General features: G+C 52.6%; 12 protein-coding genes and 1 riboswitch. All 12 genes read left to right on the top strand.

From position 1 onward, the window contains the following. Window positions 1-90: 90 nt before the first annotated feature. The 12 genes from priA (at window position 91) to ribE (ending at window position 13,364) form a co-directional block, all read left to right on the top strand. Complete coding sequence (gene priA, locus A0U42_RS07635) at window positions 91-2,451, top strand: primosomal protein N' (protein WP_083122455.1); 2,361 nt, start codon at window positions 91-93, stop codon at window positions 2,449-2,451. A gap of 269 nt (window positions 2,452-2,720) precedes the next feature. Beyond that, window positions 2,721-3,182, top strand: a complete 462-nt coding sequence (gene def / locus A0U42_RS07630) for a peptide deformylase (protein ID WP_044504061.1) — start codon at window positions 2,721-2,723, stop codon at window positions 3,180-3,182. Next, on the top strand, window positions 3,182-4,117 hold the full coding sequence (gene fmt / locus A0U42_RS07625; RefSeq protein WP_065360508.1) for a methionyl-tRNA formyltransferase: 936 nt from the start codon (window positions 3,182-3,184) through the stop codon (window positions 4,115-4,117). Before def ends, fmt begins: the two co-directional genes overlap by 1 nt. Window positions 4,118-4,162: 45 nt before the next feature. Next, window positions 4,163-5,494 carry a 16S rRNA (cytosine(967)-C(5))-methyltransferase RsmB gene (rsmB, locus tag A0U42_RS07620; RefSeq protein ID WP_065360507.1) on the top strand — a complete coding sequence of 444 codons (1,332 nt, stop codon included), beginning with the start codon at window positions 4,163-4,165 and terminating at the stop codon, window positions 5,492-5,494. Window position 5,495: 1 nt separating this feature from the next. Then, complete coding sequence (gene rlmN, locus A0U42_RS07615; RefSeq protein WP_065360506.1) at window positions 5,496-6,524, top strand: 23S rRNA (adenine(2503)-C(2))-methyltransferase RlmN; 1,029 nt, start codon at window positions 5,496-5,498, stop codon at window positions 6,522-6,524. Window positions 6,525-6,593: 69 nt separating this feature from the next. Beyond that, on the top strand, window positions 6,594-7,301 hold the full coding sequence (locus A0U42_RS07610) for a Stp1/IreP family PP2C-type Ser/Thr phosphatase (protein ID WP_065360505.1): 708 nt from the start codon (window positions 6,594-6,596) through the stop codon (window positions 7,299-7,301). Between the two features lie 36 nt (window positions 7,302-7,337). Next, window positions 7,338-9,290 carry a Stk1 family PASTA domain-containing Ser/Thr kinase gene (pknB, locus tag A0U42_RS07605; protein WP_065360504.1) on the top strand — a complete coding sequence of 651 codons (1,953 nt, stop codon included), beginning with the start codon at window positions 7,338-7,340 and terminating at the stop codon, window positions 9,288-9,290. A gap of 8 nt (window positions 9,291-9,298) precedes the next feature. Next, window positions 9,299-10,162 (top strand): ribosome small subunit-dependent GTPase A, encoded by an 864-nt coding sequence (gene rsgA, locus A0U42_RS07600; RefSeq protein ID WP_065360503.1) that lies wholly within the window; start codon window positions 9,299-9,301, stop codon window positions 10,160-10,162. Window positions 10,163-10,164: 2 nt separating this feature from the next. After that, the gene (gene rpe / locus A0U42_RS07595; RefSeq protein WP_065360502.1) at window positions 10,165-10,809 is read left to right on the top strand and encodes a ribulose-phosphate 3-epimerase; all 645 of its coding nucleotides are present in this window, start codon (window positions 10,165-10,167) and stop codon (window positions 10,807-10,809) included. A gap of 55 nt (window positions 10,810-10,864) precedes the next feature. Then, a riboswitch (FMN riboswitch) is annotated at window positions 10,865-10,996 on the top strand. 104 nt (window positions 10,997-11,100) lie between these two features. Then, entirely contained in the window at window positions 11,101-12,240 is a 1,140-nt protein-coding gene (ribD, locus tag A0U42_RS07590; protein WP_065360501.1) for a bifunctional diaminohydroxyphosphoribosylaminopyrimidine deaminase/5-amino-6-(5-phosphoribosylamino)uracil reductase RibD, read from the top strand. After that, complete coding sequence (locus A0U42_RS07585) at window positions 12,221-12,862, top strand: riboflavin synthase (RefSeq protein ID WP_065360500.1); 642 nt, start codon at window positions 12,221-12,223, stop codon at window positions 12,860-12,862. Before ribD ends, A0U42_RS07585 begins: the two co-directional genes overlap by 20 nt. A gap of 37 nt (window positions 12,863-12,899) precedes the next feature. Beyond that, on the top strand, window positions 12,900-13,364 hold the full coding sequence (gene ribE, locus A0U42_RS07580) for a 6,7-dimethyl-8-ribityllumazine synthase (RefSeq protein ID WP_044504051.1): 465 nt from the start codon (window positions 12,900-12,902) through the stop codon (window positions 13,362-13,364). The last annotated feature ends 61 nt before the right edge of the window (window positions 13,365-13,425 follow it).

Genomic DNA, 13,425 nt, shown 5'->3' with positions numbered 1-13,425 from the left:
CAGGGACGGCAGTCTCTTTCTGTTTTTGGGCGTATGCCCTCGGACGGCAGCGACGAACTTCGGCTGCAGCCCTAATGAGGAGGTATGTCCGTGATTGCTGAAATTATCATTAATACGACGGCCAAACGGTTACAGCAGACCTTTTCGTATACCGTGCCGGATCACCTGGCCGTTCGCGTCGGAAGCCGCGTCATCGTTCCCTTTGGCTTTCGCCGGGAAGAGGGGATTGTCGTCGCCCTCCATGAGGCGCTGGACGAACCGGCCGACTTTACCTTAAAGCCCATTGAGGGCCTCCTGTCATCACAGACCGGATTTCGGGAGGAAATGATTGAAACGGCCCTTTGGATCCGCGACTACTATGTCTGTAATCTTTCCGATGCCCTGCGGTTGTTCATGATCGATAAACGCGGCCTCGTCCGCCAGGAGGTACTGTCCCTGGGGCCGACGCCGGCGACGACGGCAGAAGGCCGGTCGGTTCAGCTCTATGTCGCCGATAAGGGCAGGGTGGAAAAAGGAGCCCTCGGCCGTAAATTTGGTCGTGACCTCGTGTCTCGTCTCTTAGCCGAAAACGGTCTTTGCAGTGAGAGCTTTTTAAAGAATAAGATTGCCGATAAAATGGAGGACTGGCTGGCCTTTGAAAAGGATGACCTCGATGGTACCCTTCACGGCCGGCCGAAACAGCAGGCCTTATTGGCGGAACTGAAAGAAAAGAGAACGGCGCCGGCTGCTTTCTTTCAGTCGAAAGGCTATACGCGTGACCTCATGCGCCGCCTGGCTGCGACGGGCCTTGCCCGTTGGGAGCAGCATCCGGCAGGGACGACAAACATCCTGCCGACGCTTGAACCGGATGAAGCCCTGCCGCTGACGGCGGAACAAAAAGATGCCCTCCATGTGATCGAAGGCGATGAAGGCGGAAAAACCTACGTCCTCCATGGCATTACGGGCAGCGGCAAGACAGAAATCTACATGCAGCTTGCCGAGAAAGTACTGGCTAAGGGACAGCAGGTCATCGTCTTAGTGCCGGAAATCGCCTTGACCGGCCAAATCGTGCGCCGCTTCCTGCGCCGTTTCGGTGACGATGTCGTCGTCATGCACAGCCAATTGTCCCAAGGCGAAAAACGAAATAACTGGCTGCGCATGCAAAACGGGACCAGTCATATCTGTATCGGTGCCCGGTCGGCCGTCTTTTCGGCGGCCCGGTCCATCGGCCTGTTCATCGTCGACGAAGCCCACGACAGCTCGTATAAGCAGGATGAGGCACCTCGCTACCATGCCGTGGCCGTAGCCCGGAAACGGGCGGCTTACTATGGCTGTCCGGTCATCCTCGGCAGTGCGACGCCGGCCTTAGGCGATTATTATAAGGCCCTTCAAGGGGACTACGTCTTGGTGGAACTGAAGGAACGCGTCGGTCACCGCCCGTTGCCGGAAGTCACCGTTGTCGATATGAGGGAGGAATTGGCCCGCGGCAATTACCGCGTCGTGTCCGATTCCCTGTACGAACTTTTGAATGAAACACTGGCCGCCCGTCAGCAGGCAATCATCCTCCTCAACCGGCGGGGGTATTCGACATTCGTCATGTGCCGCAAATGCGGCTATGTCGTCAAATGCGATACCTGTGATGTGGCCATGGTCTATCACCGCCAGTCGTCCCATTTAAAGTGCCATTACTGTGATGCCGAAAAGCCGGTGCCGACGGTTTGCCCGTCCTGCGGCAGCAAATACATTAAATTTTTTGGCAGCGGCACGGAAAAGGTGGAGCAGCAGCTCCATGAGCTCTTCCCCGAGGCTCGTATCGTCCGCCTCGATCAGGATACGACGAGCCGCAAACACAGCGGCGACCGCATCATCGAAGCCTTCCGCCGCCATGAATACGATATCCTATTAGGGACGCAGATGGTCGCTAAAGGCCATGATTTTCCCGGAGTCAGTGCCGTCGGCATCTTGTCGGCCGACAGCCTGCTCAACCTGCCGGCTTACTGGGCCGGCGAGCGGACCTTTCAGCTCCTTACGCAGGCCGCCGGTCGGGCCGGTCGAGGCGACGTTCCCGGCCGCGTCGTCATGCAGACCTATGCGCCGGATCACTACGTCATCCAATGCGCAGCCCGCCAGGATTACCGCGCGTTCTACGATCAGGAAATCCAGTTTCGTAAAGAATTGGCCTATCCGCCCTTTCAGGAAATGACGAAGATCCTGGTCAGCGACAGCGACGAACAAGAAGTCTGGCGAAAGGCCAACGACGTGGCAGCGGCTCTTTCGAGCTGGAATAAGGATCACGGAGAGACGGTTATTATCATCGGTCCTTATGAAGACGTCATCAAAAAGATCCGCAATAAATATCGCTTGGTCTTGTCGCTGACGGCGGCAGACCTGGGACCGATAAAGAAAGGGATGCGTCAGCTTCCGGCCTGCTGGCAGACCGGTGTCGTCATCGATGTCGACCCGTCGATGTAGCAGATTTTTAACTTTTTTTAAACATTTTTGACATAAAAGCCTGTGTGATGCCACACAGGCTTCGCTTTTTGCAGGGCTTTGCCGGGTCTATAGAAAAGGGAAGTATCGCTGCCCCGGGCCTTGTATGAATCTGATATAATAGAAGTGTAAGGATTCTCTTTCTCACTCTTGGTGACGGTTAATTTGAATTCTTACAGTAGCCTTTTGGCTCTTTTTCCGCTATAATAAGACGGATAAGCGTTTTACTATAACAATGAGGTGAAAGATATATGGCATTACTCAAAATCATAAAAGCCGGAGATCCCGTCCTGAAAGCGACGGCAAAACCGGTTGCAAAAGTGAATAAACATATAAAGAAAATTCTCGATGACATGGCCGAAACGATGTATGCAGCCGACGGCGTCGGCTTGGCGGCGCCCCAGGTCAATGAATCGCTGCAGCTCATCGTCCTTGATGACGGCAACGGCTTGATTGAACTCATCAATCCGGAAATCCTTGAAATGTCGGAAGAAACGAACATCGATACGGAAGGCTGTCTGAGCGTTCCCGGCTACTACGGCAAAGTCCAGCGAGCTTCTAAAATCAAGGTCCGCTCCTTGACGCGCCACGGCAAGACGGTTATCTACGAACCGGAAGGTTTCTTGGCCCGCATTTTCCAGCATGAAATGGATCATCTCTACGGCCATTTATTTATTGAAAAAGCGACGGATTTACAGAAAGTAGGGGAATAATGGAGAGCTTACGCATCGTATTCATGGGAACACCCGATTTTTCAGTTCCGGCCTTAGCACGTTTGGCCCAATCGCAGCACGACGTAGTTGCCGTCTACTCTCAGCCGGATAAACAGCGGGGACGCGGGAAGAAGGTGACCTTTTCGCCGGTGAAGGAAAAAGCCGTCGAACTCGGGATTCCTGTGTTCCAACCCGATTCTATGCGAAGCGATGAAGTTATTTCTGAACTGAGAAGCCTTTCTCCGGACGTCATTATCGTCATTGCCTACGGCAAGATTTTGCCCAAGGCCGTTCTCGATATCCCAAAATACGGCTGCCTCAACGTTCACGGCTCACTCCTGCCGAAGTACCGCGGAGCGGCGCCCATCCAGTATGCCGTTAAGGACGGCGAAGGGGAAAGCGGCGTTACCATCATGCTCCTCGACGAAGGGATGGATACGGGGAAGATGCTGAAAAAAGCTGTCATCCCTTTAGACGCCAAGGAAACGACGGGCACCTTGTTTGATAAACTGGCCTCTCTGGGGGCCTCAACCTTGATGACCGTCGTCGACGACCTTGAAACTTATGAACGAAATGCCGTCACCCAGGATGAAAGTCAGGCCACGTATACGGCGAAGATTACAAAAGAAGAAGCGGCCCTCGATTGGAATACCGATGCCGTCGTCTTAGAACGGTTGATCCGGACCTTGGATCCTCACCCCGGCGCCTATACGGTGTGCCGCGACGGAAAACGGCTGAAAATATGGTCCGCCGACGTCGTCGAAGGGGCGGATGCCGTGCCGGGAACGGTCATTGCCGTGACTAAAAAATCCTTTACCGTCCAGACCGGAAAGGGCGCTCTTCGCATTACCGAAGTTCAGCCGGAAAGCCGCAAGCGTCTGATGGCGGCCCAGTATCTGCAAGGGGTTACGCTGACCGTCGGAGAACCGTTATAACCGGCATGCCGCATGCATGGCCATACGTTTTATTTAGGAGGATTCATGAACGTACGTGAAGTTGCCTTTCAAAGCCTGCTGACCATTTGCAGGGATGAAGGGTATAGTAATATCGTCGTCTCGAAGGCGATACAGGCCCATAAATTTTCTGATCGGGATCGGAGATTTTATACGGAACTTGTTTATGGGACCCTGCGCTGTCTTAATTATTTGGACTGGATCATTTCCCAGCTCAGTACGCGCAAATTAAATAAGCTCGATCCGGTTTGCCTGGCCATCGTCCGCTTGGGGCTCTATCAGATTTTTGGCATGGATAAGGTGCCTGAATCGGCAGCCTGCAACGAGTCGGTCAAGATGGCGACGAAGTTTGGCAATAAGGGCATGGCAAAATTCGTCAATGCCATGCTGCGAAACAGCATTCGCAACCGCAATTCCTTCGTCATTCCGGATAAGGAAAAGGATATGACAGCCTACTTGGCCTTGACCTATCATCAGCAGGACTGGCTCATTCGCCGTTGGCTGAAAGATTACGGCCCGGAGGAAACGGAAAAGCTTTGTCAGTATTTCGATACCATCCCGCCTCTGTGTCTTCGGGCCAATACGACCCGTACCAGTCGGGATGAGCTTCTTAAAGACCTCATCGAACAAGGGATTCAGGCTCGTCCGACGCCGGTTTCGCCGGACGGCATCTACATCGACGGCCACTTGGGGATTCACGAACTGGAGTGCCTTAAAGACGGGCGGGCCATCATTCAAGACGAACCGTCTCAGCTCGTCGCCCATATCGTCGACCCTCAGCCCCATGAACTGGTCCTCGATGTCTGCGCCGCTCCCGGCGGAAAGACGACCCATTTAGCGGCTATCGGCGGTCCGTCGTGTATCGTCTACGGCGGCGACATCCATGAACATAAATTGAAATTGATTGACTATAATGCCCAAAAATTAGGCCTTAAAAACGTCCGCACCCTCTTGCAGAATGCCTGCACCATCGGTCAGAAGTACGGCGGTCGGGCAGACCGCGTCTTGATCGATGCGCCTTGTTCCGGTCTCGGCGTCCTGCGCCACAAAATCGACCTTCGCTGGCGCAAGCAATTGAGCGATCTTCGTACTTTACCGGCCCTGCAGCGTCGCATTTTGGAAAGTGCGTCTCAGTGCGTGAAGCCCGGCGGCGTCTTGGTATACAGTACGTGTACTCTGAATGATGACGAAAACAGCGGCATCGTCAACGAATTTCTACAGAAGCATCCGGAGTTCCATGTTGAAAACGCTGCGGAGAAACTGGCCGTTCCGGGACATGAAGGCCCATTTATCCAGCTTCTTCCTCAGCGTGACGGCATGGACGGGTTCTTCATTGCTCGCATGAAGAAGGAGTCTTGATATGATGAATCTATTCGATATGACAAAAAAAGACCTGCAGGACTTCCTCGTCGCCCAAGGGATGAAAAAATTCCGGGCCGATCAGATTTTTCATTATATATATAAGCAATCGATTTTTTCCTGGGATGACATGGTGCTCCTTCCGCAAAAGGATCGGGACCTTTTAAAAGAAGTCCTGCCTATTCAGATGCCCGACGTCGTGTCGCGCCTTGATGCGCCGGACGGACGGACTGTTAAACTGCTCTTGCGCCTTAACGACGGGCAGACCGTTGAAACGGTGCTCATGATGCACGATTACGGAAATTCGATCTGCGTTTCGTCGCAGGTCGGCTGTGCCGTCAACTGTGCTTTCTGTGCTTCGGCGAAAAACGGTTTTGTCCGCAATCTGTCGGCCGGAGAGATGGTGGCGCAGTTATTGGCTTTCCGTCAACACGTGACACCGGAGCTGCACTCCATCGTCATCATGGGGACGGGAGAACCGCTGCTCAATTACGACAATGTCATCGCCTTCATGAAGCTCATCCACGAAAAGGATACCCTCTACTTAGGCTACCGCAACATGACCTTGTCGACGTCGGGCATCGTGCCTAAGATGTACCAATTGGCGAAAGAGGGGATGCCCATTACCCTGGCCGTATCCCTCCACGCTCCCAATGATGCTCTTCGTCGTCGTATCATGCCGATTACCGACAAGTATCCCCTCGATGCCGTCTTGACGGCGGCCCATCATTATTTTGAAGAGACAGGCCGGAAGGTTACCTATGAATATATTCTCATCAAAAATCTGACCTGCACCAATGCCTGTGCCAAAGAACTGGCCCGCCTTTTCAGTGGTAAAAATATTCTCATCAATGCCATTCCCATTAATGACAACTATGATGTCGGTCTCTATCGGCCCGATGATAAGTCAATCAGTGAATTCGTTACCTACCTCCAGCGCCACGGCGTGCCGGTCACGCTGCGCCGGGAAATGGGCAGCAAGATTCAGGCGGCCTGCGGCCAGCTGCGTATAAAACGTGAAAATATTTGACAGGTGACAGGGAATATGATATGAATTAATGTGTACCTATAACGAAACACCGTGAGAGGACGTGAGAATTTGGGCACATACGGTGAATCCAAAATCGGCCTGGTTCGGAAAGTAAATGAAGATTCTTTTTATATCAGCCATGAGCGAAACGTGCTGGCCGTAGCTGACGGTATGGGCGGCTACGTCGGCGGCGAAATCGCCAGTAAGACGGCGGTAGAAGCCATTGCTTACTATTTTAAGAACTTTAATTATGCGGCACCGGTGCAGCTGGAAAAGGCAATTCAGTATGCTAATTCCAGTATCATCAGCAAGACCTTGATCGACCCGTCCCTAAAGGGAATGGGGACGACCGTTTCCATGGTGACCCTGGCCCGGCATATGGCCTTTTGGGGCCACGTCGGAGACAGCCGCATCTATCTATACCGGGAAGGAGTCTTTTCACAGATTTCTGTCGATCATACGATTGTTCAGGTTTTACTCGATAAAGGTAAGATTACAGAAGAAGAAGCGCTGGATCATCCGCAGCGCCATGTACTGACCAGAGCGGTCGGTGTCGACTCCAATCTCATCGTCGATACCGGGGCTTTTGAAGTACAGCCGAATGACCGTATTCTGATTTGTTCCGACGGCTTGACCTCTTTCATTGGCAAGCCGGAACTTTGCGATGCCATCGGCGACTACAGCCGGACAGAACGGGAGATCATCAACGATCTCTTTGACCAGGTCTATGAAAATGGGGCCAAGGACAATGTCACGGCAATTTTAACAACCATATAATCGGGAACGACTATGAAAGTGGTGGAATAGTTAAAAATGATTGGTCATATCTTAGACAATAGATACAAGATATTGGAAAAAGTAGGCACAGGCGGCATGGCCAGCGTATATAAGGCCCAGGACATCCTCTTGGATCGTATCGTCGCAGTCAAGGTGCTTCATGCAAAATACGGCGACGACCACGATTTTGTCGTTCGTTTTCGGCAGGAAGCGCAAGCGGCTGCTAAATTGTCTCATCCCAATATCGTCAATATATACGACGTCGGCTACGATGAAAATGTCCATTACATCGTCATGGAGTTTGTACGCGGCGAGACGTTGAAAGAGTATATCGAAAAACACGGCCATTTGCCGATCAATACGTCGATACAGATTGCTTTCAATATCGGCGAAGCCCTTGAAAACGCACATGCTAACGGCATCGTCCACTGCGATATTAAGCCCCATAACATTCTGGTGACGGAAACGGGGCGTATTAAGGTCGCAGATTTTGGCATTGCCCGGGCTGTCAATTCCGTGGAAAACAGCGATCGCACCGTTCTCGGTTCGGTTCATTATTTTTCGCCGGAACAGGCCAGCGGCGGCCATATTGACGAGCGGACGGATATCTATTCCCTCGGCGTCGTCATGTATGAAATGATGACCGGCATCGTGCCTTTCGAAGGGGATACAGCTATCAGCATTGCCTTGAAGCACGTTCAGGACGATATTCCCCTGCCGACGAAGTACAATCGCCGCATTCCCCGGCTGGTCGAACAGGTAATCCTAAAGGCCATGTCCAAGAATCCCGACGACCGCTTCCAGTCGATTGGCGAGATGATGTCCGAACTTCGCCTGTCTCAGGGCTTTATCAACACCAATGGTGCCCGTCCGATCATCAGTAAGGGGACGTATAACTTTGGGACTCAAAAAATCCAGCCCATCAAGGAAAAAGAGCTGCCTGAAGAAGCGCCGAAAAAGAAGAAGAATATTTTTACTCGTTTCATGGATTCTATCAGTAATCATTCCCAAAAGACGATCATCATCGGTATGCTCGGTGTCTTTCTCGTCGCCTTCGTATGGGCCTTCTTTTCCTTTGGTAATTTTTGGAGCACTGAAGATATTACGGTTCCGAACGTAACGGGGAAACAGGTGGAAATAGCCCGAAAAATCCTCAAGGATAAAAAACTTGATGTATCGGTCAAGGAGGTAGAGAGAGAGGAAGTCCCTGTCGGCGAAGTCGTCGCCCAGACGCCGTCAGGCGGTGCCGTCGTCAAGGCCAACCGAACGATTTACCTGACCGTCAGTAAGGGCAATAAGGGTGAGCAGGTCTTAATGCCGGATCTGAGGAGCCTGACACTGGAAGAGGCTGAAAGCAAGTTGAAAGAAATCGGCTTGTCTGTCGGCAAAGTAACCTATAAAGAAAGTGCTCAGTATGCCGACGGGACGATTATCAGTCAGAGCCCGGCGTCGCCGAAGAAAGTTGACAAGGGGACGAAGGTCAACCTCGTCGTCTGCCGCAAGAGCGAGGCTGAAAAGGCGGCTGAAGCGGCTAACGAAGCGCCGAATACAAGCGGCATGACCCTCGAAGAAGCGGAAAAAGCCTTGGAAAGCGCCGGCTATTCCGTCGGATCCGTCGCCAATCTCGATGCTTCGAAAGACAGCTCTCAGGCCGTCGTTACGGCTCAGGCCGCAGGAGACGGCAAAGTGGTCAATCTGACCGTCGAATATCCCGGCAGCCAAAACTCGCAGTCGACCGGCTCGGACGGCAGCGCCAATAACCAGGAACCGGCCGGTACGCCGCACTACGGAACGGTCAATATCAGCGTTCCTGCCGGCGCTTCGAACCAGCACGTTCAAATCGTCGTGTCCGATGATAATGGTTCGCGCGTCGTCTACGACCGCAATCAATCCGGCGGCGACAACATTTCAAAGAGCGTCAGCGGGACCGGTAAGACCCGGGTCAAAGTCTATATCAATAATTCGCTCGTACAGGATCAATATATCTAAGGAGGAACATGACAAAAGGACGCGTCATCAAGAACTATAATGGCTATTATTACGTCGATGTCGGAAGAGAGAACCTCGTCGAATGCCGGCGTCGGGGCAAGCTGCTCAAGGCGAAAATCTTAGTCGGCGATGAACTGGAAATTACGGAACTGGAGAATGACAAGGGCGTCATCGAAGCTCAGCTGCCTCGGCGGAATCAAATCCGCCGGCCGGCGGTGGCTAACCTTGATCAATTGATGGTCATCATGGCAGCCCAGTCACCGGATCCGAATCGCTTTCTCATCGACAAGATGCTCATGACCTGTGAATACAGCGGCATTCGGCCCATACTCTGCTTCAATAAATGTGATCTCGACCGGAACTTGGCTGAAAGCTACCGGGATTTCTACGAGCGCTGCGGCTATGACGTCTGCCTCGTATCAGCTCGTACCGGAGAAGGTCTCGACGAGCTCTATGAACGGTTGCCGCAGAAGGTAACGGCCTTTGCCGGCCCGTCCGGTGTCGGTAAATCGAGCCTCCTATCCCAACTGTTGGGGCGGAAGGATTTATCCATCGGAGCCGTCAGTGAGAAAATCAAACGGGGCCGTCATACGACACGCCATTCAGAAATCATGCGCCTCGACAGCGACACCTATGTCGTCGATACGCCGGGGTTCAGCGCCCTTGATTTTGAACACCTTGATGCGCGGGATGTCCTGCCCTTATTTCCCGACATGGAGCCCTACAGCGCAGGCTGTAAGTTCTCGTCGTGCCTCCATCTGTCCGAACCGGAATGTGCCGTAAAAGAGGCCGTTGCCGACGGTCAGATTCAAAAAGAACGGTATGAAACGTACTGTAAAATCATCACCTCCATTGCAGAAAGGAAACGATAATCATGGTAACGATTTGTCCCTCTATATTGTCCGCTGATTTTTCGCGGTTAGCTGAAGAAATTAAAGACGTCGAACAGAAGGGGGCCGACTGTATCCATCTCGATTTGATGGACGGCCATTTTGTACCCAATCTCACCTTCGGCGTGCCCGTCATCAAGGCCTTGCGCCCGGTTACGAAACTTCCCTTCGATGCTCATTTGATGGTGACCAATCCCGAAGCGTATGTCGACGGCCTGGCCGATGCCGGCGTCCAATATATGACGGTTCATCAAGAAGCCTGTGTCCACTTAGACCGGGTTCTGCAGCAAATCCATGAAGCCGGGATGAAGGCCGGCGTAGCCCTCAATCCGGCGACGCCTGTATCGACGTTGTCCTGTGTTGCCGGACAATTGGACCTCATCCTTATCATGAGCGTCAATCCCGGTTTTGGCGGTCAAAAGTTCATTCCTTATAGCCTTGACAAAATCCGCCAGGCCAAGGAACTCCTCCGGAATGCAGGAAATACCGAAGCTGTCATCGAAGTCGACGGCGGCATCAACGATAAGACGGCTCAGATGGTCAAAGATGCCGGCGCCACCTTCCTCGTTGCCGGCAGTGCTGTATTTGGTGCGGCTGATCGAAAAGCAGCCATTGCGTCCTTGCGATAAGGACTTGTATTTCTCCTTTTCATGTGCTAAAATCGTACATGAAAAGAAGAATAGAAATAGTCTTTGAGGCAAGGTGAGAAAGCTGGGCTTTCAATTCCTGACCGGCGGTGACAGTCCGCTAACCCGCAAGGGTTGAACCGATGAAATTTCGGTACCGACAGTACAGTCTGGATGGGAAAAGACAGACGACAGTGTCTTTTTTTGTTGTGCTCAAAGGGCTATGGAGATTTTTCATCCATAGCCTTTTTTCGTTTTCCCGCCTGCAAATCCAAGAAGAAGGGAAGGAATATATTGGAACCGGCAGAGTATATGAGAAAAGCCCTGGAACTGGCAAAATCAGCTCTGGGTTATACGACACCAAATCCGGCCGTCGGCTGCGTCATCGTCAAAGATGGTGAAATAGTCGGCACCGGCTATCACCATAAGGCCGGCACCCCTCATGCCGAAGTGTGGGCGTTGAGAGAGGCCGGGGAAAAGGCCAAGGGAGCGACGGTTTATGTGACCCTCGAACCTTGCGCCCATTACGGCCGAACACCTCCGTGCGCGCGGACGTTGGCCGAAAAGGGCGTCGGCAAGGTCGTCATGGCCATGCTCGACCCCAATCCTCGCGTCTCCGGTAAGGGAGCGGCTATCCTGCGCAAGGCCGGTATTGCCGTTGAAGTGGGCCTGTTGTCGAAAGAAGCGGCCCAGCTCAACGAAGTATTTATCAAAAACATGATGGTCCAAAAACCTTTCATTGCCGTTAAACTGGCCCAAAGCCTCGATGGCCGCACGGCATCACGGACGGGCCATTCGAAATGGATTACCAACGAATGGGCCCGAAATTACGGCCACTATCTGCGCTCCATTTACGACGGCATTCTAGTCGGCATCAACACCGTCTTGGCGGATAACCCGCTGTTGACCTGCCGTATCGAACGAGAAGGTCAGGCGGCACCGCACCAGCCGGTGCGCATCGTCCTCGATGCTAAGGGACGGACGCCGCTGAAATCCTTGGTCGTAACCGATAAGACGACGCCGACCATCGTCATGACGACGTCGGCCTGCCCCGTTGAAAAGATGAAGGCTTTGAAAAATGCCGGCGTTCGGGTCATTTTGGCACCCTTACTTCAAGACAATCAGTCCATCAATCTTCCGGAAGCCTTGAAACGCCTCCATGAAGAAGGGCTGACCAGTATCCTTGTCGAAGGGGGAAGCACCGTTCAGGGCAGTTTCTTTGATGCCCGCCTCGTCGATAAAGTCTATGCCTTCATGGGCGATAAGATTATCGGCGGTGTCGGAGCCCTGCCGTCGGTCGGCGGTTATGGCGTCGATGAGCTCGATGAATGCCTGCCGCTTATCTACGATTCTGTAGAGATGCATGAAAATAACGTATTGCTTACGGCATATAATGCCAATAGGGAGGGTGCCTATGTTCACTGGCATCATTGAAGAATTAGGGGCTATTGCCCATATGGACCGCCGTCCCGACTCCATTCGGCTGACGATTGCGGCTCATAAAGTATTAGAAGGAACACAGCTCGGCGACAGTATTGCCGTCAACGGCGTCTGCCTGACCGTGACCGATTTGACGGATTCGACCTTTTCGGCTGACGTCATGCATGAAACGATGCGCCGTTCGTCGTTCAGCACGATCAAGAGCGGTTCTAAGGTTAACCTGGAACGAGCCATGCAGGTCGGAGGACGACTCGGCGGCCACATCGTCAGCGGCCACATCGACGGCATCGGTCACGTAGCCCGCATTGCCAATGACGGCATTGCCCGGGTCATCACCATTTCCATTCCGAAAGATATGGAAATCTTCATCGTCGAAAAAGGGTCGATCACCATCGACGGCATCAGTTTGACCGTCGTTTCCGTCGGGAACAGTCAGTTCTCTGTTTCCATCATTCCCCATACGATGGCCAATACGACCCTTATGGATAAACATCCGGGAGCTATCGTCAATTTGGAAACAGATGTCATTGGGAAATATGTCCATCGCTTCACAGTCGGTTCGCCTCAGTCCTCATCAGGCCTGACGTTGGACAAACTGCTGGAAAATGGATTTTAACTTTCAATATATAATTTAGAATAGGAGTGTTGTTATTATGGCACACATTAAAGAAGGTCAATTAATCGGTTCTGGTGCGAAGTTTGGTATTGTCGTCGCTCGTTTCAATGAATTTATTTGCAGCAAACTGCTCGGCGGCGCCTACGATGCCCTCCATCGTCACGGTGTCAACGATGATGATATTACGACGGCTTGGGTTCCGGGTGCTTTTGAAATCCCTTTGATCGCTCAGAAAATGGCTGAATCGGGTAAATACGACGCCGTTATTTGCCTCGGTGCCGTCATCCGCGGTGCTACCAGCCACTACGACCTCGTTTGCGGCGAATCGGCTAAAGGCATTGCTCAGGCATCGCTGAAGACGGGCGTGCCCATCATGTTCGGCGTCATTACGACGGAAAACATCGAACAGGCTATCGAACGGGCCGGCACAAAGGCCGGGAACAAAGGCTTCGACGTTGCCACCGGTGCCATTGAAATGGTCAACCTCATCAAACAGTTATAAAAAGCCGGGAACATCCCGGATTGGAAAGGCTGTCCCGCCAATCTGAACTGCTACCCGTCAA

It is taken from the genome of Megasphaera sp. DISK 18 (genome assembly GCF_001682955.1).
In the GTDB taxonomy this organism is placed as follows: Bacteria; Bacillota; Negativicutes; order Veillonellales; family Megasphaeraceae; genus Megasphaera; species Megasphaera massiliensis.
This window is presented reverse-complemented; position numbering and strand designations above follow the sequence as displayed.